We start from the raw sequence: 21,826 nt of genomic DNA on the forward strand, positions 1-21,826 counted from the left end.
CCTTCGCAGGGGGAGGAGCTCAGACCAACTCTCTGATGCCATTGATTAATTTTTCAACACCGGCTTCCACCTTCAAACGCGGGCAACCGACGTTCAGGCGCAGGAAGCCGTTGCCTTCTTCGCCATAGGTATAACCCGGCATGATCGCGACTTTTTGATGTTCGATCAGCTCTTTTTGCAGCTGTTTATCCTCAAGTCCCAGCGGACGCAAATCAATCCACGCCAGATAGGTGGACTGCGGCGGTTGCCAGTTGAGCTGCGGGAATGCGGCATTCAGCTGGTCTGCGACGTAACGCAGGTTGGCTTGCAGGTATTCACGTAACGCATCCAGCCAGGGTTCACCGTGATGATACGCTGCCACGTGGGCGTGAACCGCCAGCACCGCCGGAGACGATAATCCGTCGCAGGCTTTCAGCTGATGCAGGTAAGTTTCGCGCTGTGCTTTGTGGCTGATCAGCCCATAAGCGCCGGTCAGCGCAGGGATGTTGAAGCTTTTCGAGCCTGACGTCAGTAATGCCCATTCACCGCGCGCCACTTCATTCCACGGCGTATGCTGATTTTCGCCCCAGACCATATCCATGTGGATTTCATCACTGATCACCCGCACGTTGTGACGTTCACACAGCTCAGCGATCAGCGTCAGTTCTTCGCGCGTCCAGACTTTACCGGTCGGATTGTGCGGGCTGCACAGTAACAGCAAGGAGCAGGCCGGTTGCGCCAGCAGGCTTTCCAGATGTTCAGCATTCAGCGACCAGTCGTTACCGTTTTTGATCAGCGGACAGGCCAGCATCTGGCGCTGATTGCCATCCACTACTTTGAAGAAGGCGTCGTAGGCGGGCGTAAATGTCAACACGCCGTCACCCGGCTGGCTCCACTGGCGGATAAGTTGCGCAACCATATAAATCACTGACGGGCCATACACCACCATGTCAGTGTCAATCTGGCTGTTAAAACGCTGCTGATACCAGTGCGCCACCGCGCCAAGAAAATCGTCATGATGCCAGCGGCTGTAACCGAGAACGCCGTGTTGCAGGCGTTTTTGCAGCGCGTCGAGAATGCACGGCGCGGCGGGGAAATCCATGTCTGAGATGGTAAAGGGCAACAGGTCGGCGCTACCAAAACGGTCGGCGACATAATCCCACTGGGTACACCAGGTGCCATGACGATCGGTCACGGTATCGAAATCAAAAGAAGCTGAGGACATTCGTTTCACTCCCTGAATAAAGCAGAAAAGGGCGATATAAGTCGCCCTGTTAATCAGAATCTTACGCGGTGACCGGTTCCGGTGCGCTGTGACTGGCCGCAGTGCGGATCAGGTAATCCAGCTCATCTTTCACCGACTGCACCTGCGGGCCGATAACCACTTGCAGGTTGTGCTCGTTAAGATGCACGACACCAATTGCACGGTTAGCTTTCAGCGTAGCATCGTCAACCAGTGACATATCCGCAACCGAAAGACGCAAACGGGTGATGCAGTTATCCAGTGAAACGATATTACCGGCACCGCCCAGTGCGCTCAGAATAACCGGCACGTTGTAGCCAGATTTGCTGGAAGACGGTACGGCTGCTGCGGCTGGCATATTCTCAGATTCACGACCCGGCGTTTTAATGTTAAAGCGCGTGATGGAGAAGCGGAAGATTGCGTAGTAAGCCGCGAACCAGATAGCGGCCACCAGCGGCACCAGATACCATTTGGTCGCTGTACCGTGCAGGATACCGAAGACCACGAAATCGATGATGTTGCCATCAGTATTACCGATGGTTACACCCAGAACCGACATGATCGTGAAGCCCAGACCGGTCAGCAGTGCGTGGATAACATACAGAACCGGTGCCACGAACAGGAACAGGAATTCGATCGGTTCAGTCGTACCGCCAACCACACAAGCCACAACGCCAGAAATCAGCAGGCCCTTAATTTTATGACGGTTTTCTGGTTTCGCGCAGTGGTACATCGCCAGTGCCGCACCCGGTAAGCCGCCGAGGAAGGCTGGCATTTTACCCTGAGACAGGAACTGCGTCGCGCTTTCAGAGAAACCGTGAGTGGTCGGGCAGGAAAGCTGCGCCTGGAAGATAGTCAGTGCGCCGCTCACTTCGCGACCGCAGACATCCAGCGTGCCGCCTGCTTCAGTGAAGCGGATCAGCGCAACCAGAATGTGATGCAGACCGAAAGGTAACAGCAGACGTTCGCCGGAACCGAAGATCATCGGACCAAACACGCCCGCGCCCTGGATCAGACGGCCAAGACCGTTGATCCCTGCGGCAAAGAAAGGCCAGATCAACGGGATAATCAAACCAACCAGACCCAGCACCACGGTCGTCACGATAGGGACGAAACGGGTACCGCCGAAGAACGCCAGTGCATCCGGCAGACGGATGGTGTTGTAACGTTCATGCAGGATGTAAACGATGATACCGACGATGACCGCGCCCAGAATACCGGTGTCGATAGACTGGATCCCGAGGATCATCTGAATGTTGTTGGCTTTCAGAACCGCCGGATCCATTGTCGGCAACGTGCCGTTAGCGGTCAGGAAGAAGTTGATGGCCAGGTTCAGCACTGCGAAACCGACAAAGCCGGAGAATGCTGCCACACCTTTGTTTTCACGCGCCATGCCCAGCGGGATAGCGATAGCGAACATCACCGGCAGGAAGCTGAACGCGAACGAACCGACCTTGCTCATCCAGACGAAAATCAGCTGGAGAATGGGATTACCTAAAGCAGGCAATAACGTCACAACGTCGTGGCTGCTTAACGAACTGCCGATACCCAGCATGATGCCGCAGAAGGACAGCAAGGCGACCGGCAACATGAAGGTTTTCCCTAAGCTTTGGAAGAATTCCCAAAGTGTGACTTTTTGTTTTTTACTGGCAGGCATACCCGCTCCCTGAGTTGTTTTATTAAGCTGTGTTTTGATGGCGGCTAAGATAAAACGTTTTACCTAATTAATACGTGTTGTACTTCACAATATTCGATCATGCCCGCACTGCACTGGTAAAGTGGAGGTTAAACGTTTTACTCATTACATCGAATTAGGTATAACTGTCTGACCACGCTAATTTTTCCTGCGGTAGAATTCCGGGGCAATGCAGCGGACGGGAAAGGATCCCGTTTCATGGAGTTTGATATGAACGACAATGTCTGATGAATCATAAAAAAATAACCATTATCGATGTGGCGCAGCATGCCGGTGTTTCGGTCACTACCGTTTCGCTGGTGCTCAGCGGAAAAGGGCGGATCTCTCAAACCACGGCAGAGCGGGTGAACCGCGCTGTGGATGAACTGGGTTTCGTGCGTAACCGTCAGGCCAGTACGCTGCGGGGCGGTGAATCCGGGGTTGTCGGGCTGATTGTGCGCGATATCTGTGAGCCGTTTTATGCCGAAATGACCGCGGGTCTGAGTGAAATGTTTGAAGCGCAGGGGAAAGTGTTATTTCTGCTGCAAAGCGGTTCAACCGGCAAAGGGCTGATGCGCTGTTTTGAAACCTTACTTACGCATGGCGTGGACGGCATTGTGATCGCCGGCGGGGTGAATTCAGTCGCAGGTCTGAAAGAAAGAGCCGAAGAGCAGGGCGTGCCGCTGGTGTGTGCCGCGCGTTCAGGCGGTATTGAAGGTATCGATGTGGTGCGCCCCGATAATATGCTGGCCGCAAAAATGGCCACGGAATACCTGATCAAACATGGTCACAAACAAATTGCTTATCTTGGCGGCGAAAGCCATTCGTTAACCCGCGCGGAACGTCTCGGTGGTTTCTGCGCCACGTTATTACAGTACGGCCTGCCGTTTCGCAGTGAATGGATTATCGAGTGCGATTATCAGCAAAAATGTGCGGCCGATGCAGCAGAAACCTTGCTGTCGCACTACCCGAAAATCAGCGCCATTGTTTGCCATAAATCGTCTGTCGCTCTGGGCGCTTACTTTGGTGTGTTACGCACCGGCGCTGAAGTTGGCGGCGGGGCGGTAGACAGTTTTTATCAGCAGAAAATCGCCCTGATCGGCATGGAAGACGCGCCTGAATCTGAACTGACCGAACCGCCGCTGACGTCGATTGCCAACTCAGCCCGTGAAATTGGTCATGCCACGGCAAGGCGTCTGCTGCTGCGGATCGGCGGACAAAATCTTGAAGCACAAAACATCATTGTGCCTCCGGCGCTGGTGGAAAGGGAATCCGCTTAGCAGGTTGAAGGCTTATGCACGTCTGCCAAATCTAATCCTTCTGCAATCGCTGCCGCAAACGCATCGATTGCAGGGATCTGACTGGCCGGGACATTCGGATAGATAAGCCACAGCTGACTGCGAGGGGCGAAATCTTTCAGGGCATACAATTCCAGCTGATCGCGCAGCGCGTGGTGTTCAACCAGAGCGCGGGGCATCAGTCCCAGTCCGCGACCTTCAGCGATCAGTGATAACTGCAACGTCGTTCCAAACGCTTCGAGATTAATCAGCAGCGGCAACCCTTGCTCGGTCAGCGCACGTTGTAACGCGGCACGAAAACCACACCCCTGCGGATTCAGGATCCATCCGCGCTGATAGCAATCCTCCAGTCTCTGCGGCAAAGCCTGCGGATCCTTCGGTCCTACAACCACCAGATCCACCGCGCCCAGCGGTTGATTTTCCACACCTTCAGGAAACTGTTTGCTGAGCGGAAACAGCACGACGGCTGCTTCAAGCTCCTGGCTCTGCACGCGCAATAACAGCTCCTCGCCCCAGCCGCTCGACAAACGTGGCTGGATCTCCGGGAACTGCGATGAGAGTTTTTTCAGTGCTGGCAGCAGACTGCTTTCGCTCAGGCTTTGTGGTACCGCAAGACGCAGCAGGCCGGACGGCGGGCTGTCGGCGGCAACCAGATCGGTCAGGGCATCCACTTCGCGCAAAATATGACGGCATTGCTGATAAACCCGGTTGCCCATCAGCGTAGGTTTCAGCGGTTTGGTCTGGCGGTTGAGAAGCGCAATGCCCAGCGATTCTTCGAAATTTTGTACCCGGCGGGTAATGGCCGGTTGCGTCAGCCCCAGTTCATCGGCAGCGAGGCGGGTGGATTGCAGGCGTATCACTGCCACAAAAGCAGTCAGGTCTTCAATTTTCATCAGCACTCTTTATGTAATTGGCTCGCTTAATTGGCCATTTCTACGGGCATTTTTTGCCCGACATCGTCATTGGTCAGTCAGGCAGAATAAATCAATTTTAAGCGGGAAGCTGGATCCTGCTGCACATTTTTATGTGTGATTTGCATATTAGCTTATCCATAAAATGAATTTTGGTTGTGTTTCGCCGGTGCTAGCCTGTGGTGATAACAGTGCTGAGTTGTCTCTGATGAGACAAAGAGAAGAGGAAAGCCATGACAACATTACAGGTCGCGCCGCTGCGGCAATTTCTGGCGGATTTCACGCGGCTGGTGCAGGAACCGCACGGGCAGACAGAAATTCTGGCGCAGGGAAGTCGTCTGCTGGGCGAACTTATCCGCCATGACAGCTGGCTGCCCGACGAGTTTGCACAACCGCATCCTGAGCATTATCAGCAATATTTGTTGTATGCCGATCCGCTTTCGCGTTATTCCGTCGTTAGCTTTGTCTGGGGGCCGGGGCAAAAAACGCCGATTCATGACCATCGTGTCTGGGGGCTGATTGGTATGCTGCGGGGCGCGGAAATCAGTCAGAACTATGCGCGTCATCCCGATGGTTCACTGCAACCGGAGGGTAAACCCGTCACCCTGCAATCGGGTGACGTCGAGAAAATTGCGCCGGATGTGCTGGATATTCATCAGGTGAGCAATGTTTACAGCGACCGGGTGTCGGTCAGTATTCATGTTTACGGCGATAATATTGGTGCGGTATCGCGGGCGGTCTATCTGCCTGATGGCACTGAGAAAACCTTTGTCTCCGGCTATTCCGGTTCCTGTCTTCCCAATATCTGGGATCTGTCCAAAGAGAAAACTCATGACTGATTTGCATGCGTGGCCATTGCGCCATTTTTCAGGGCTGCATGAAGCCCTGCGCGAAGGGCAGGAAGTGGCGCTAATTGATGTGCGCGAGGAAGCGGCATTTGCTACCGGACATCCGCTGTTTGCCGCTAATCTTTCACTGTCGAAGCTGGAACTGGACGTGTTGGATCGTATTCCAAATCGTCGCACAGCGATCACGTTGTACGACAATGGCGAGTTTTACGATGAGGCCCGTGGTGAGCGTAAAGCGGTGCGTGCCGCTGAATTTCTTAAGTCGCTGGGTTATCAGGATATCGCTTTGCTGGCAGGCGATCTGGCGGGCTGGCGCGAAGCTGGCGGCGAAATCTTTATTGATGTGAATGCGCCAGGTAAAGCCTTTGGCGAATGGGTAGAACATCATTACCACACGCCATCGCTGAGCGCAGAACAGGTGCAGGCGCTGCAACAGCAGGGCGCAAACATTGCAGTGCTGGATGTCCGCCGCTTTGACGAGTTTCAGACCATGAGCATTCCCGGTGGCGTCAGCGTTCCGGGCGGAGAACTGGCGCTGCGTCTGCGCGATGTAGTGCCGGACGAAAAGACACAAATCGTGATCAACTGCGCCGGACGCACCCGCAGTATTATCGGCACGCAGTCGCTGATCAATGCCGGAGTTAAACAGCCGGTGACTGCCTTACGCAACGGAACAATTGGCTGGACGCTGGCAGGTCAGGCTCTGGCGCATAATCAGCTGGCGCATTTTCCTGAACTCAGCGAAAGCGCCAGAACATTTGCCCTGAAAGGCGCGCAGGCTCTGGCGATTCGGGCTGGTGTGCGATCTGTGACGTTGTCACAAATTCATGACTGGCAGCGGGATAATTCGCGCACGCTGTATCTGTTTGATGTGCGTACCGCTGAGGAATTCCGCGCCGGTCATCTGGCTGGATCACGCCACGTACCAGGTGGTCAGCTGGTTCAGGAAACCGATCACACGGCGAGCGTGCGCGGTGCCCGCATCGTGCTGGTGGATAATGACGGTGTACGCGCAAGGATGGCGGCTTCGTGGCTGGCGCAGATGAACTGGGAAGTGTATGTGGCCGATGTTCAGCCGGATGATTTAACTGAGCAAGGCGACTGGCAGGCACAGGTGGCGCCCGCACCGGCGGTTGAGTCGGTTAAACCCGAGCAACTGCTGAACTGGCTGAGCGACGAAAAAACCGGGGTGCTTGATCTGACCACCAGCGCCAACTTCCTGAACCGCCGTATTCCCGGTGCTGTCTGGACCACACGCGCTGACATCCCGCAGATTATCGCTGCACAGCCTGAAAAACAGCGCTGGGTGATCACCTGCACCAGCGGATTACTGGCACGTTACGCTGTCACCGAAGTGGCAGCACTGACGGGTAAAGAAGTTTATCTGCTGGAGAAGGGAACCGTAGGCTGGATTGCGGCCGGGTTGCCTCTGGAACGCGGTGAATCGGCGTATCTGGACAATGCGCAGGATCGGTATAAGCGTCCGTATGAAGGAACGAATGTCAGCCCGCAGGTCATGCAGGATTATCTCGACTGGGAATATGGTTTAGTCGCGCAACTGGAGAAGGACGGGACGCACGGTTTTACGTTATTAGCGGGTCAGGCTTAACGCTGTGGCCTCTGCGTGAGGAACGCAGAGGCTGCATTAATACTTAACGGCGGCCGCGCGGATGGGTGCGGGCTGTCCAGTCATAGGTTGCGGAGGTACTTGGAACGGCTTTATTACGACGCTTTTCAGCACGGGCTTTAGCAGCCACTTTTTCTTTTTCTGCCATCAATGTATCGATGTAATCATCTTTGATTCGGTTATTTTCCGAATTCGTCAGCTCACGGCCCTGTGCTTTACGGGCTTTATCCAGCAGAGTTTTCAGCTCACGCTGCTCGCTTTCCGTCATATCTTGTTGAGTCAGTCTTTTCATGGTTACTGCATCCTGTGAGGAAAGTGGCTACCAGTGTAGTCGAATTACGTCCCCGAGTCGCTGCAGGCGCTGACTTTATCTTTGTTACCGTTCTGACGTCGGTGCAGGCCTTAAAACAAACCTTGCTGATCTGATGGAAATTACTCATATCAATAAGGGGATCCCGATGATCGGCGCTGATCTTTCGTTTGATCAACGGCATAAAACGATCCCCTGCATCAAGTTACCGGACGACGTTGCTTTCAAAACCCGCTAAAAGATTATTCGACGGTGGAATACTTCACATAATGGTTGGAGCAGTTGAAGTGTGCGACATAACCCAGCGTGCCATTCGGGCCTTTAGCGCTGAAGGGAATGTTGTAAGTCCCTTTGTCTTCTTTCACATCATCGCTGATAAAGTTCAGAACCGGCACGGAAGTGCCCATATTGTCTTTATCATTGCCCCAGTTCGGGATGCGGTTTTCCATGTAGTCACGGGTCACCGTATCAATGGCGTTATCTTTGGTTATCTGAGCACATGCGCCTTCAGTTGAACGCTGCATCCACCACGGATACACATAGACGGAACCCAGCATCAAAACCATCAATACGAAAATGACTGAAATGATCCCGATTAAAACGACTTTACTCATAATGCTTGTTACTCCTGAAAATTATCAGTCAAATCATAAGCTGCCCGGATAAATCACGGTCACGCCCGGACATGAAAGCGCGTATGTTACGCCACTTAGTCAGCATAGGTTAAGTAATATCAGCCTTTCTGTTGCATTCGCTTACAGAACCCACTATCGCAGCCCAGACCTGTGATGTTAGCCTTTTTACATTATTGATTGTTATCACAAGGAGTAAGGCATGAGTCAGCAAACAGATTCGCAACAACCTGTCGTCGCCGTGCTGGGACTGGGTGCAATGGGGCATGCATTTGCCGCAAACCTGATTAAAAAAGGATTCACCACCCGCGTGTGGAACCGTACCTCTTCCCGTGGTGATGATTTAGTGTCAGCTGGCGCGGTGCGAGGACAAACCCCGCGTGAAGCGGTACTTGGCGCGGATGTGGTGATCACTATGCTGTCTGACGGGGTAACCTCGCTGGACGTGTATCAGGGCGATAATGGTCTGCTTGCCGGTCTTAAACAGGGCGGGATTATTGCCCAGATGGGCACGCTGGGCGTCGAAGGTACCGAATCTCTGATTGCACTGATTAAGGCGCAGCGTCCGGATGTCATCTTCTTTGACGCACCGGTTTCCGGTACCAAAGCGCCGGCTGAGCAGGCGCAGATTGTGGTACTGGCCAGCGGCGATCGCGAAAAGGGCGCTGCGGTTGAGCCGGTCTTTGCCGCTATCTCTAAGGCGACCAAATGGCTGGGCGAAGCAGGGCGCGCCTCGAAAATGAAGCTGGTCGTTAATGCCTGGCTGATTGCCATGATGGAAGGGATTGCAGAAAGTACGCAACTGGCAGAGGAACTGGGCTTCACTACCGATGACCTGTGGAACGTGCTGGAAGGCGGGCCTCTGGCGGCGCCGTATATTAAAGGCAAAATGGAGATGTTCAAAAGCGGCGATTATACCCCGCAGATGCAGCTGACCTGGGCGCTGAAAGATATTAATCTGGCGATTGAAGCAGGCAGTCAGCTCGAACTGCCGGTGATGAAGCGCATCAGTCAGACCTGGCAAAGCGCCGTTGACGGCGGTTATGGCGATCAGGATCTGGCAGTGGTGTATCGCTACCTTGGCAGCAAATCGTCTGCGTAAATCCTCCCTCTGGCTCACGGAAGAGCCGGTAATTTCCGTATTTTGCGGGATTTTTTTCATAACCTCACAATATAAACCAGACCATCTGGCTATTGGTCACCCGTTCTGACGTTGTGATAGCGTTGAATGCTGTTCCTGTCACTGCGGAGTTCGCGATGAGTCAGACTGTTACCTCTATTCCCCTGATCGACTTCAGCCAGTTTTCGGGTTCGCCTGATCAGCGCGACGCGTTTCTTTCACAGTTGCGCTATGCCGCCCGGGAAATCGGTTTCTTTTATCTTAAAAATCACGGTGTCGATGCGCAATTGCTCCGTGCTGTGCAACGGGTCTCGCGCGAATTCTTTGCGTTGCCGGAAGAAGAAAAACTGTCGGTGGCGATGATCCACTCTTCGCATTTTCGCGGCTATAACCGTGCCGCCTCGGAAATCACACGGGGTCAGCCGGACTGGCGCGAACAGTTTGATCTCGGTGCCGAACGTCCGAAACTGCCGGTCAGTGACAACACCCCGGCATGGGCACGATTGCAGGGGCCAAATCAGTGGCCCGCCGCGCTGCCCGAACTGCGGCCGTTGCTGCTGCACTGGCAGCAGGAAATGACAGCGATGTCATTACGACTTCTGCGCGCCTTTGCGCTGGCGCTGAGACTCCCGGAGGACGCGTTTGATGCGCTTTACGGCGAAAAACCCAATGAGCACATCAAGCTGATCCGTTATCCGGGACGTTCAGAAAGCAGCGGGAACCAGGGCGTGGGCGCGCATAAGGATTCCGGATTTCTCAGCTTTTTACTTCAGGATCAACAACGCGGCTTGCAGGTTGAAGTCGAGGAAAATCAGTGGGTGGATGCGTTACCGGTGGCAGATACGCTGGTGGTGAATATTGGCGAACTGCTTGAACTGGCGACTAACGGCTATCTGCGTGCCACCGTGCATCGCGTGGTTTCGCCACCCGCCGGAGCAGAGCGGTTGTCGCTGGCCTTTTTCCTGGGGGCTCAGCTGGACGCCGTGGTGCCACTGTTTCCGTTGCCTGAGGATCTGGCAAAAGAGGCGCGGGGAGAGGCCAGCGATCCGCTCAATCCGTTATTCCGCGACGTTGGTTTCAATTATCTGAAAGGGCGGCTGCGCTCACATCCCGATGTAGCGCAGCGTTATTATGCAGATATTACAGGCTGAGCCTGATGCGCTCAGCTTTCTGGTGCCTGTGAAGTATCGACGCTGACGACGGTCGACATGCCCGGCCGGAGTTGATCACTTTGCAGCTGTCCGGGTTCCAGTTCGATACGCACGGCGATGCGTTGTGAAATCTAGGTGAAATTTCCCGTTGCGTTGTCGGCTTTCAGCACGCTGAACTCTGAACCCGCTGCGGGAGCAATCCTCACCACATGCCCCTTAAAAGCGTGATCGTTAAGGGCATCAACGGTGAATGATGCTGGTGTCCCGACCGCCATGCCCGCCAGCTGGCGCTCTTTGAAATTGGCGGTCACCCAGACCATTTTCGGGGTAACCGAAGTTAACTGCGTGCCGGCGCTGACGTATTGTCCCAGCCGCGCACTCACTTCACCCAGTTGGCCGTCAGAAGGCGCCACAATCTGCGTATGTTGCAGGTTGATTTGTGCAACTTCTACCCTGGCCTGGGCGGCTTTAAATGCAGCGGCCAGCGACGCTTTATTGGCATCCACCAGTGCCAGACTCTGGCGGGCGATATTGACCGATGCGCGGGCTTTGGCCACGTTTGCCTGTGCGGTCAGCAATGCTGCATGAAGTTCATCGCCGGTGGTTTTGGAAACCAGACCTTTCTCCAGCAGCGGGCCGTTACGGCCGGTATCCAGCGTCGCTTTGCTTTGTGTGGCCAGCGCACTCTGCAGTTCCGCTTCAGCCAGTTGCAGGCTGGCCGCGCCGGAAGCCCGGTTTTGCTCGAAGTTCTGCAACGTCACCTGAGCCTGCGCTGCCGCGGCTTGTGCCTGCAGAAATTCCTGGCGATAGGTGCTGTCGTCGATAACAAACAGCAGGTCACCTTTTTTCACCGGCATAAAATCCTGTACTTTCACATCGGTGATATAGCCGGAAACCTGCGGGCTGAGCAGGGTGACATTGCCGCGTATGTAGGCGTTGTCCGTCGATTCGACCTGAGAATTAAACGGAAATAACTGCCAGCTGTATAACACAATCATGACCCCGATAATCCCGAGGCAAAGCACCACAATAATGGATGGGTAACGAAATATATTTTTCATCAGTTTTTCCGTTTCATTCTTTTTGATTCATCAGCAAAAGCCCGTTATTTATGCAACAGCCTCAGCGGCTGCACGTTTTTTTGTCTGGATCCTTCCGACCCAAATATGTGCGCAAAGGACGGCAAAACAGCCCAGCGACATATAAGAAACCACCATGAAAACATCGTTGTAAGCCAACAGACCGGCCTGTTGTGTGACTTTCTGGCTAAGGAGGGACAGACCCTCTGCGTTGAGCTGCGTTCCGTCGTTTAAGACCGGTTTCAGCAGGTGGCTGTATTGCGCAATACGTTCGGCAACCAGTGGATTTTGCAAATTGATATGTTCCACCAGTGCGGCTGAGTGAAACTTTTCCCGCAGGATCTGAATGGTACCCAGGAATGCGCTGCCCACCTGCGCACCGACGTTTTGCGTCGAGAGAAAAACCAGCACAAAACTGATGATCTGACTTTGCCCGAACTGCAACGCGCGGACAAAACCGAGCCACAATGAGGTCGGCAGGAAGATGGCACCGGCAAACGCGATCATTCCCTGTGTCAGGTAAAACTGTTCGGGGCGGGTGTCCACCGTCGAACTGGCATCCATCAGCGAGGCAATGCCGATCAGTGCAATCGAAAAAAGATGGATGTAAACAATCCGGTTGGCTTTATGAATGATGCTGACGACAACCAGCCCGGCAAACGTTGCCGCCAGGATCACCAGGAATAAGGTCACCAGCTGATCATTAAGCAGCCCAACCAGATTCAGAAATCCCACCATACCGGTGGTTTGCTCTGACAGCAGCATTCGCACGAACAACATGGAGCCGGTAAACAGCAACATCTCCGGCGTCATCAGCCAGCGCAAATCAATGATCGGATTCTTACGTTTTAACTCGACCATAAAAGAGAGTGTGAGCGCGATAATACCGACCACCAGCACTTCACCAATCCAGTCTTTTTCCTGCCACCAGTAATAACGACCCATCGTCAGAACCACTGACATACAGGCCACTGCGGTGGCGATCAGCGGATAACTTATCCAGTCGGTACGCTCAAATACTTTCACCCGCGGCGGGTGAGTCAGCGGCAAAATCCAGATGATCGCCAGGCAGATCAGCGACAGCCCGGATTCCAGCGTGGTCAGCTGATGCCAGTGCCCGAGATCAAGCAGATGCGGTGAAATTATGCGGGATACCGGCAGGGCAATCTGGCTTCCCGCCAGACCAAAACACAATCCGGCGGTCAGCTTTTTGGCCGGGGGGAAGATTTCAAACATATAAAACAACGCCAGCGGGCCGAGCGACGCCATCGCAAAACCCATCACCGCGCGCACGGCCAGCGCGGTCTGGAAATCATGCGTAAAGGTTTGCGCCATAGACGCCACGGCAAAAAACAGCAGCCCGTATTCCCCGAAGCGGCGAAAACCAAACTGTGTGCGAATTTTATAAAGCAGGATCGTGCCGGTCACGCTGGTCGCCGTGTAGGCCGCCACCAGCCAGTAACTTTCAACGTTGGAAATACCCAGCGACCCCTGAATTCCCGGCAGATTTGAACTGACCAGGTTGATGCCCAGCCCCTGGGTCATACCGATAATCAGAGATGCCAGTGCATACACTGCAATACGCAGACGCGGATACCGCAAAAGCCAGGTGCTGACCTGAACCGCAAAAGGGTGATGTGTTGAAGGCGGAACCGGCGGTGCAGTCTCTGCTTTTGGTGAGGCGGCTTCTGGTTGAACTGTTTGTGGTGATGCATCCCGTGTTGATAATTCACCGGCATCCTGCCGGACATCTGAATCAGAACGCGTCGTCATCGTTATGCCTTGTAAGTCATTACCTAACTAGTTTGTAGCTTGCTACATAATGTAATAAGACGTGTCATATGTGTCTAGTTCAATTATTCATATCGGTGATATTTACAAATGCGAATAGCGTATAACTAATCAGTAACGAAAGTAATTAATCAAAAAGGAGGGAGATAACGGGAAGGAGTAAAACGCCACTTACAATGCGGCGATATTGGCGGTGATACAGGCGAGAACGCCGCGGGCGATATCCACGTTTTCAGGCGGAATGCCTTCCATCACGCTGATAAGAATATCATCGGTCATGCTGCGAACCTGATTGGCAAGTTCGATGCCGGCTTCTGTCAGCTTAATGTCTTTAGAACGACGGTCGGTTTCACCGGGGCACCGTTCCAGCAAGCCAAGCTCAGCCAGACTGTCGAACAGGCGGATAGCGGTGGGGTGTTCGACTTCCAGCAGCGAGGTGAGTTCACCCTGAGGCAGGCAGCCATTGGCGGCTTCCAGATGTAATAACACCTGACCGCGGGCCAAAGTCAGGCCAATAGTTTTGAAACGGGCATCACAATAGGTACGCAACTGGCGACCAATATGAATGGTCTCCGGTAAAAAACGAACGGCGGGAGAGGTTGCTTCCGGGCGGCGGCGTAATGTGGTCAAAGGTTCCTCACTGTCGGAGCGTAAGCAGGTTTTAGTCGCGTCAGAGTAGCACGATGGGCAACATTTACCAGAAAAGGGAGGGCGCTGTTAACATTTTGAGACAAGTGGAAGCAGGATCTAAGCAAAGTATTCAAAAAGTATTTATTCTGTCAGCAAGGTTTTTTTCATGATTACTTTCATCCCTCTGACGGAGAAAAACGATGCAACCAGTCATCAATATGATCACCCTGGGCGTTAAAGATTTAGCCATCGCTACGGAATTTTATCAGCACGGACTTGGCTTCCCTAAAGTGGTCATTGATTCTGACGGCGTCAGCTTCTTTGAGTTAGCCGGTGCCTGGTTGTCATTATTCCCCTGGGAAGAACTGGCAAAGGATGCGCAGGTCAGCGCTGAAGGACAGGGTTTTCGCGGTATGGCACTGGCACAAACCGTCGCCAGTGAGGCTAAAGTGGACGCGGTATTAGCGCAGGCAGTGAAAGCGGGCGGCAAACTGATCAAACCCGGACAAAAAGTCTTCTGGGGCGGATATTCGGGGTATTTCGCCGATCCGGACGGACATCTGTGGGAAATTGCTTATAACCCGTTCATGCAGATAGGGCCGCAGGAAGAATGATTTCTTGTTTTCCCGGCGCTGACAAGCGCCGGGTAGCGTTGCAGTGGATTGCGATCCTGCTTCCAACTTTATAATTTAATGTTTTTTTTGCCACTCCTCTTTTGTTTATGGCCTTCACGCAAAGGTTCACGGTCATCTCTCTCCTTAGACTCCTCCTCAACGTGTTATCAGCTGAGGAAAAACTATGCGCAATTCACGACCGCTTAACGCAGCCTTATTCGGGATAGGGCTTAATACGTACTGGCCACAATTCACCGGTCTGGAGGCACGGCTGACAGGCTATCTCGGGCAAATCGAGCAGCAACTTACTTCGCCGGAGATCCTCATTCATAACGGCGGGCTGGTCGACAGTGTGGAAAAAAGCGACACGCTTGCCGCTGAACTGAAACAGGTTTCTCCGGACGTCATTATTATTGCCATCAGCACTTACGCTCTGAGTTCAACAGTGTTACCGCTGGTGCAGCAATTTCAGGTTCCGGTGCTGATCCTGGCTCTTCAGCCTGAACGTCATCTTCCGTATCAGGTTATCAGTGAAATGACCGATCGCGGGGCACGGACCGGTGAATGGCTGGCACATTGCCAGGCATGCAGCGCGCCGGAACTGGCCAATGTGTTTAACCGTGCGGGCATTGCATACGAGATGATTGTCGGCGCGCTGAATAATGACCCGTATGTCTGGCAGCAAACACAGCAATGGCTGACCGCGATTGGCGTAAAAATCCGGCTGGGCAAAAGTACGGTGGGAGTACTGGGGCATTATTACAACGGCATGGTGGATGTGTATTCCAACATGACCAATCTTTCAGCCAAATTAGGTGTCCGCTTTAAACCCCTCGAGATGTGCGAGCTGAACAGTTTGCGTGAGCAGGTCAGTGATGCGCAACGTGAGGCGAAACAAAAGGAAGTCGGGAGAAGTCTCCGCACAGATACCAGTTGCGATAAAGCCGAGCTCGAAAGGGCAGTGACGACCGCCGTCGCGCTTGAGCAACTGGTTGATAATAACGGGCTGGATGCACTGGCCTATTATTATGAAGGGGCGCCGGGCAATGCTTACGAGAACATCGTGACGTCGGTGATCCTCGGCAATACGCTGCTGACGGGGCGCAATATTCCCGTTGCTGGTGAATATGAAATCAAGAACGTTATCGCCATGAAAATCATGTCGCTGCTCGGAGCGGGGGGATCGTTCTCTGAACCTTATGGTATTGATTTTGATGATGATGTTGTGCTTTGGGGGCACGACGGGCCAGCTCATCCGCTGATGGCAGAAGGTGAAGTGCGTCTGGTGCCGTTACCTGTCTATCACGGCAAACCGGGGAAGGGCATTTCTATTCAGATGAGCGTGCGCAAAGGCCCGGTAACGTTCCTTTCTGTCATCGAGGACATCAATAACCGTGTGATTTTACAATATGCCGAAGGGCAGTCGGTCGAAGGAGAAATCCTGGATATCGGGAATACTAACAGCCGTTACCGTTTCCCATTGTCAGCGCGGGAATTTACGAAAGACTGGTCATGCGGAGGAGCAGCACATCATTGCGCGATAGGGATTGGACATCAGGGCGAAACAATTGAGAAACTGGCGACATTACTGCGCGTGGTAACACAGAGGATTTGTTGATACATTAACAGGAATAGATATTTTAGTTACAACATACAGTTTATTGCTTTTAATAACGGTGACCGTCTGTTAGCCATAATAAAACACCGCCATGCGGCGGTGTCTGTCATTATTCTTACAGGAAAAGAGGGGATTATAGACCCCGTTCTTCCATCAAAAGAGCCAAATCGACCAGACGGTTTGAGAAGCCCCATTCGTTATCATACCAGGCGAGGATCTTCACCAGTTTGCCGCCAATCACCAGCGTAGAAAGCCCGTCGACGATAGAAGAGCGCGGGTCGCCGCGATAATCGCTGGAAACCAAAGGTTCTTCGCTGTACCCCAGAATTCCTTTCAGAGGGCCGGATTCAGCCGCCTTACGGAATGCTGCGTTGATTTCCTCAACAGTGGCTTCACGTTTCAGATTGACCGTCAAATCAACGATGGAAACCACAGGGACCGGCACACGCAGTGAATAACCGGTCATACGGCCATCCAGTTCAGGAATGACTTTACCGATGGCTTTTGCCGCGCCGCTGGAATAAGGAACAATAGATACGGCCGCAGCACGGGCACCGCGCAAATCTTTTTCCGGCTGGTCATGCAATGCCTGACTGTTGGTATAGGCATGTGTGGTATTCATCAGGCCATGTTCAATGCCGAATGTCTGATGTAAAACCTGCGCCGCAGGAGCCAGACCATTAGTGGTGCAGCTACCGTTACTGACAACTTTATGTTTGGCCGGGTCATACTGGCCATCGTTTACGCCCATCACAATCGTGATGTCATCGTTTTTGGCCGGTGCGGAAATGATGACGCGTTTAGCACCACCTTGGGTGATATGAACTTCCGCTTTTTCTTTCTCAGTGAAGAAACCGGTGGCCTCAATGACAATGTCAACGCCCACGCTGCTCCATGGAATAGCCGCAGGATCTCTTTCAGAAAATACGCGGACAGTTTTGCCATCAACCAGCAACTGACCTTCGTCAGCTTTTACGTCTGCCTGTAAGGTACCGGAGAGGGAATCATATTTGAGAAGGTGAGCGAGGGTTTTGCTGTCAGTCAGGTCGTTTATGGCGACAACCTGAAAATCATCGCGACCGAGCGCAGCACGCAATACGTTACGTCCAATCCTGCCGAATCCGTTAATACCAACTTTGACCATGATGAACTCCTTAGTTATCTGACTTAGGGTTAATCTAATCTGAAGAAGGGATGGCGTAAATGACAACAATAGATCTATTTACGCCAACATGCGTGAGCAAAATCGTTCTCTGTATTCTGTTGGCGTCAGTTGTAAATTTCTCTCAAAGACACGACGCAGATTAAGGCCACCACCAAATCCTGTGGTGACAGCAATTTGCTCTACGCCTTGTGTGGTTTGTTCAAGAAGCTGTCTTGCCGCATTGAGGCGAACTTCTTCGACATACTTCGCCGGTGTGATCCCCGTTTCACGAGTGAATACCCGGGTAAAATTACGCGGGCTCATTGCCACGCGCCCGGCCAGTCCTTCAACAGATAAATCGCCGGTAAGATTTTCAGGCAACCAGGCCTGAAGCTCGCGGATAGGGCCATCGCTGGCCTGATTCAAAAGATAGCGGCTATATTGCGCTTGTCCACCAGGCCGACGGAGAAACATCACTAGGTTTTGTGCGACGTTTCTGGCAACGCTGAAGCCGTGATCATCCTCTACCAGGGCCAGGATGAGATCGAAACCTGAACTGACACCGCCGGATGTCCAGACTTCACCGTCCTGAACGTACATCGGTCCGCGTTCGACTTTTACCTGCGGAAATTTCGCCTGCAGGGTATCAAGCAGCCGCCAGTGTGTGGTGGCATGACGGCCATTGAGCAGACCGGCCTGAGCCAGCAACATAGCACCGCCACAAATTGACACCACCCGCCGCGCGTGGGGTGCTGCGTTTTTCAGCCAGTTAACAACGCTTGAGCTTTCTTCTTCAGTCAGACCTTTGCCGGTGATAATAATCGTGTCACGGGGTTCTGTCGGATCGAGATCACACAGCCGGTGGTCGGCCAGCAGGTTCAGACCTGAAATACCATGAACGACACGGTGCGATTGCGTGGTAGCCACGGCGACCTGATAAGGCGAACTTTTGGGATTACCGGGCAGCAGCTGATTGGCCTGCATCAGGATATCGACGATGCCTGCCGCTTCAAATAACATGCCACCGTCAGGAACGATAACCAGAATGGTTGTCATGGCGTTAAATATACCTTTCATACAAAATGAGTCAGATTTGAGTTTAGCAAATAACAACGTTTTACGGCAGTTAAAAGCGAAAGCAGGGTGCAGATGCCAATTCTTCCATGTCTGTCACAGGTTTTCGGGTAAAAAAAAACAGATTTATGCATGATCCTGAGGGATGATATCGGTATCTTGTCAGCGCTGAGACTCACTTATTTAAACCGTGGAAATTCATGATTTCTCTACTAAAAAAACCTTTCAGACTCAGTATGATTATCATGCTGATGATTTTGGCTGGCTGCTCGAGTAAGCCGAAATATAAGAAATACGATACGCATGCCTATGATGATGAAATTGAAGATGCTGCTGACCAATATAAGGTCGACAGAAAACTCGTTAAGGCTATCATCCAGGTCGAATCAGGTTTTAATCCCGAAGCCGTAAGTCGTTCGAATGCCATTGGTTTGATGCAACTTAAAGCATCAACCAGTGGCTGTGATGCTTATCGCTATAAAGGCAAACGCGGCTGCCCTGATGACGATGATTTGCTGGATCCGGAAACCAACATTGACCTCGGAACCGCATACATCAGCGCATTGCAGCGTCAGCAACTAAACTGGATCAACGATCCGCTGACACGCCGTTATGCAACCGAAGTGGCTTATGCAAATGGTGCGGGCGCATTATTGCGAACATTCTCTGCTAATCGCCAGACCGCGATTCAGATGATCAATCAGCTGACGCCCGAAGCGTTTAACTGGCATGTCCGGCAGTATCATCCGGCGCCTCAGGCACCGAGATACATGGCCAAAGTCGAGAAGGCTTATGCAGGTTTATAGCATTTAGACATGCTGAAAATGGGTACGCTACGTGAATTCTGCAGCATTAGGGTACTGATGTAATTCCAGAAATCACGTAGCGCGATCAGTTCAAAGTGCGATTTCTGATGTCAAAAGGTGGAAATGAGATGGTGACGAATCTGTTTAAGGATTTTCCTGTTAATGCACACGAGAGAAATGAAGAAACGTTAGAGTCATTATTGATGAAGCCCGATATGCGTATCGAGAGAATTATTTCAACCGGTCAGGCGAGTCCACCAGAATTCTGGTACAGCCAGCCACATAGTGAATGGGTCGCAGTGCTTCAGGGCTCGGCAGGTTTGAATTTTGAAAACGAGAAAGAAGTGCGCGTGATGAATTCCGGTGACTTCGTAAATATCCCGGCGTTGTGCAGACATCGTGTGGAATGGACAAGTACTGAAGAGCCAACGATTTGGTAGCCATTTATTATGCTGAAGAAACCCAGGAGAAAGCAGGTGAGGTATGAACGGCGTTAGATATCGAGGTATTGGTGCGTAGCTTATATCTTATTTAACATAATATACATTATGCGCACCAAATTGTAAGTCCCATTTGATAATGTCACTTTTTAGCTAGTTTATAATGTCACCCAGATACCAATTGCCTACGGGTCTACTCACGGATAACCTGACCGACGTCTATGCGGTTGCCATCGGGATCAGCAAAAACAAAAGCACGGATACCGTACTTTCCCTACCCCGTAAATCAAGAACGAATACTACGAGCCGTTTACAATCTCTATTCGGCTCGTATAATGAGCCGAATAAGATCGCTAATCGGCTCACAGGACTCTAAATGGATAACCGGCAATGGATTTGGCAATCACCTGAGTGGCCTCAGTTCAACTGGGATGACGATATCATTCAGCCCCAACTGCGTCAGACACGCCTGAAAATAGGTAAACTTGTCGGTAAAGCCGAATCACGGCCCGGCCATGATGCTGCCGAATATTCTCTTGATGCGATGCTAAGTAATATTCTTTCATCATTCGCTATCGAGAATGAGCGGCTTGATGCACATTCTGTCCGTTCATCGCTGGCCAAACGTCTTGGATTAACCTGGCATCTTCCTGGAACCACCACAGAACACTCGGAAGGCTTAGCCAAAATGATGATGGATGTTTTCAATCCTCAAGCGGGCGATCTGACTGAATCCCTTATTTTTCAATGGCATTGCTGGTTATTTCCGGAACCAGCGCCGGCTTTTTTACGACGTGGAGAATGGCGCGGGGATGCAACAATGCGTGTCGTATCAGGCCGGATTGGAAAGGAAAAAGTGCATTATCAGGCACCGCCACGCGAACAACTTTGTGCTGAGCTGACCGCTTTTATGCAATGGTATAATCAGTCACGCTATCGGGCGGCTTTGGATCCTCTCCTTCGTGCGGGGCTGGCACATTTCTGGTTTATCACACTTCATCCTTTTGAAGACGGGAATGGTCGGATTACCCGCGCCCTCACTGATATGGCGTTATTTCAGGCCGACGATCAAAGCGTACGTTTATACGCTGTTTCAGAAGCCATTCTCAATCACCGGAAAGATTATTATAACGTGCTGGAGACCACACAGCGCGGAACGATGGATTTAACGGCCTGGCTCAGCTGGTTTCTTAAAATGCTCGAAACCAGCGTAGATACTGCGACCAGACGTATCGATCAGACTTTGGCAAAAACGCTTTTCTGGCAAGTACACCACAACAGCGCACTCCCTGCTGAACGAGTTAAGGTGCTGAATCGTTTGCTGGACGGAGGAAATAACGGATTTGCCGAAGGGATCAGCGCGGGACAGTATCAGAAAGTGGCGAAAGTCAGTAAGGCGACCGCTACCCGCCATCTCGCTGATCTGGTCGCCCGGGGCTGTCTTACCAAAACCGCAGCGGGTGGACGCAGCAGCCGTTATATAATCAACAACACCTTTTCCCCTTTTATTGGAAACTTTATGAAAGACATCACTTTTTACGGCAGATTTGAAGATGATATTCTTGCCGGACGCAAAACAATCACCCTGCGCGAAGCCAGTGACGCAAATTTTTCTGCCGGTGATAAGGTCCGAGTCAGCCGTTATGAGGATGACGTATTTTTCTGCAATATCGAGGTAATCTCGGTAACGCCAGTGATGTTCGATGATCTGAATGAAAAACATGCCGTGCAGGAAAACATGACGCTGGAACAGTTAAAGGATGTCATTAGCGAAATTTATCCGGGCCTGAAAGAGCTGTTTATGATTGAGTTCCGGCTTATCTGAGGTCATTTCGA

At 52.2% G+C, this 21,826-nt stretch carries 20 protein-coding genes and 1 pseudogene; 11 read left to right on the plus strand and 10 right to left on the minus strand.

Annotation, left to right across the window (positions count from 1 at the left end):
• Window positions 1–19: 19 nt before the first annotated feature.
• Together UC15_RS02750 and malX are read right to left on the minus strand one after the other, a co-directional pair.
• A complete protein-coding gene (locus UC15_RS02750; protein ID WP_112287014.1) occupies window positions 20–1,204 on the minus strand; it encodes a MalY/PatB family protein in 1,185 nt (394 codons plus the stop codon).
• 61 nt (window positions 1,205–1,265) lie between these two features.
• On the minus strand, window positions 1,266–2,879 hold the full coding sequence (gene malX, locus UC15_RS02755; RefSeq protein ID WP_112287015.1) for a maltose/glucose-specific PTS transporter subunit IIBC: 1,614 nt from the start codon (window positions 2,877–2,879) through the stop codon (window positions 1,266–1,268).
• Window positions 2,880–3,145: 266 nt separating this feature from the next.
• Between malX and malI the strand changes: the two genes are divergently transcribed.
• A complete protein-coding gene (malI, locus tag UC15_RS02760; protein ID WP_112287016.1) occupies window positions 3,146–4,177 on the plus strand; it encodes a Mal regulon transcriptional regulator MalI in 1,032 nt (343 codons plus the stop codon).
• On the opposite strand, the gene UC15_RS02765 is transcribed toward malI, so the two are convergent.
• The gene (locus UC15_RS02765; protein ID WP_112287017.1) at window positions 4,174–5,088 is read right to left on the minus strand and encodes a LysR family transcriptional regulator; all 915 of its coding nucleotides are present in this window, start codon (window positions 5,086–5,088) and stop codon (window positions 4,174–4,176) included. The genes malI and UC15_RS02765 overlap by 4 nt on opposite strands.
• Window positions 5,089–5,339: 251 nt before the next feature.
• On the opposite strand from UC15_RS02765, the gene UC15_RS02770 reads away from it, so the two are divergent.
• A complete protein-coding gene (locus tag UC15_RS02770) occupies window positions 5,340–5,945 on the plus strand; it encodes a cysteine dioxygenase (RefSeq protein ID WP_112287018.1) in 606 nt (201 codons plus the stop codon).
• Window positions 5,938–7,563: a rhodanese-like domain-containing protein gene (locus UC15_RS02775; protein ID WP_112287019.1), complete on the plus strand. Its 1,626-nt coding sequence runs from the start codon at window positions 5,938–5,940 to the stop codon at window positions 7,561–7,563. The genes UC15_RS02770 and UC15_RS02775 overlap by 8 nt, the downstream gene beginning before the upstream one ends.
• 43 nt (window positions 7,564–7,606) lie before the next feature.
• Here UC15_RS02775 and UC15_RS02780 read toward each other — a convergent pair whose 3' ends face one another.
• A complete protein-coding gene (locus UC15_RS02780) occupies window positions 7,607–7,873 on the minus strand; it encodes a DUF3811 domain-containing protein (protein WP_015697358.1) in 267 nt (88 codons plus the stop codon).
• 260 nt (window positions 7,874–8,133) lie between these two features.
• Window positions 8,134–8,505, minus strand: a complete 372-nt coding sequence (locus UC15_RS02785; RefSeq protein ID WP_112287020.1) for a protein YebF — start codon at window positions 8,503–8,505, stop codon at window positions 8,134–8,136.
• Between the two features lie 220 nt (window positions 8,506–8,725).
• Here UC15_RS02785 and UC15_RS02790 point away from each other — a divergent pair, with 220 nt between their 5' ends.
• Window positions 8,726–9,625 (plus strand): NAD(P)-dependent oxidoreductase, encoded by a 900-nt coding sequence (locus UC15_RS02790; protein WP_112287021.1) that lies wholly within the window; start codon window positions 8,726–8,728, stop codon window positions 9,623–9,625.
• A gap of 155 nt (window positions 9,626–9,780) precedes the next feature.
• Window positions 9,781–10,794 (plus strand): isopenicillin N synthase family oxygenase, encoded by a 1,014-nt coding sequence (locus tag UC15_RS02795; protein WP_112287022.1) that lies wholly within the window; start codon window positions 9,781–9,783, stop codon window positions 10,792–10,794.
• A 131-nt stretch (window positions 10,795–10,925) separates the two neighbouring features.
• Here UC15_RS02795 and UC15_RS02800 read toward each other — a convergent pair whose 3' ends face one another.
• From UC15_RS02800 to UC15_RS02810, 3 genes are all read right to left on the minus strand, one after another.
• Window positions 10,926–11,855: an HlyD family secretion protein gene (locus UC15_RS02800; RefSeq protein WP_198659650.1), complete on the minus strand. Its 930-nt coding sequence runs from the start codon at window positions 11,853–11,855 to the stop codon at window positions 10,926–10,928.
• 48 nt (window positions 11,856–11,903) lie between these two features.
• Window positions 11,904–13,646, minus strand: coding sequence for an MFS transporter (locus UC15_RS02805; protein ID WP_112287023.1), 1,743 nt, complete (start codon window positions 13,644–13,646; stop codon window positions 11,904–11,906).
• A 189-nt stretch (window positions 13,647–13,835) separates the two neighbouring features.
• On the minus strand, window positions 13,836–14,294 hold the full coding sequence (locus tag UC15_RS02810) for a MarR family winged helix-turn-helix transcriptional regulator (protein ID WP_112287024.1): 459 nt from the start codon (window positions 14,292–14,294) through the stop codon (window positions 13,836–13,838).
• Window positions 14,295–14,494: 200 nt separating this feature from the next.
• Between UC15_RS02810 and UC15_RS02815 the strand changes: the two genes are divergently transcribed.
• Together UC15_RS02815 and UC15_RS02820 are read left to right on the plus strand one after the other, a co-directional pair.
• Entirely contained in the window at window positions 14,495–14,908 is a 414-nt protein-coding gene (locus UC15_RS02815) for a VOC family protein (protein ID WP_112287025.1), read from the plus strand.
• A gap of 184 nt (window positions 14,909–15,092) precedes the next feature.
• Window positions 15,093–16,526, plus strand: a complete 1,434-nt coding sequence (locus UC15_RS02820) for an L-fucose/L-arabinose isomerase family protein (protein WP_112287026.1) — start codon at window positions 15,093–15,095, stop codon at window positions 16,524–16,526.
• A gap of 133 nt (window positions 16,527–16,659) precedes the next feature.
• Here UC15_RS02820 and gap read toward each other — a convergent pair whose 3' ends face one another.
• Together gap and UC15_RS02830 are read right to left on the minus strand one after the other, a co-directional pair.
• Entirely contained in the window at window positions 16,660–17,670 is a 1,011-nt protein-coding gene (gap, locus tag UC15_RS02825; protein ID WP_112287027.1) for a type I glyceraldehyde-3-phosphate dehydrogenase, read from the minus strand.
• A gap of 78 nt (window positions 17,671–17,748) precedes the next feature.
• Entirely contained in the window at window positions 17,749–18,726 is a 978-nt protein-coding gene (locus tag UC15_RS02830) for a GlxA family transcriptional regulator (RefSeq protein WP_112287028.1), read from the minus strand.
• A gap of 218 nt (window positions 18,727–18,944) precedes the next feature.
• Between UC15_RS02830 and UC15_RS02835 the strand changes: the two genes are divergently transcribed.
• From UC15_RS02835 to yqfB, 4 genes and pseudogenes are all read left to right on the plus strand, one after another.
• The gene (locus tag UC15_RS02835) at window positions 18,945–19,550 is read left to right on the plus strand and encodes a transglycosylase SLT domain-containing protein (RefSeq protein WP_112287029.1); all 606 of its coding nucleotides are present in this window, start codon (window positions 18,945–18,947) and stop codon (window positions 19,548–19,550) included.
• 128 nt (window positions 19,551–19,678) lie between these two features.
• On the plus strand, window positions 19,679–19,990 hold the full coding sequence (locus UC15_RS02840) for a cupin domain-containing protein (RefSeq protein WP_232829797.1): 312 nt from the start codon (window positions 19,679–19,681) through the stop codon (window positions 19,988–19,990).
• Window positions 19,991–20,366: 376 nt separating this feature from the next.
• Window positions 20,367–21,470, plus strand: a pseudogene (locus tag UC15_RS02850) (Fic family protein); the annotation flags it as partial.
• 39 nt (window positions 21,471–21,509) lie between these two features.
• A complete protein-coding gene (gene yqfB, locus UC15_RS25735) occupies window positions 21,510–21,815 on the plus strand; it encodes a N(4)-acetylcytidine aminohydrolase (protein WP_165929008.1) in 306 nt (101 codons plus the stop codon).
• Window positions 21,816–21,826: the final 11 nt, after the last annotated feature.

The organism is Rahnella sp. AN3-3W3 (assembly GCF_003263545.1).
Taxonomy (GTDB): Bacteria; Pseudomonadota; Gammaproteobacteria; order Enterobacterales; family Enterobacteriaceae; genus Rahnella; species Rahnella variigena.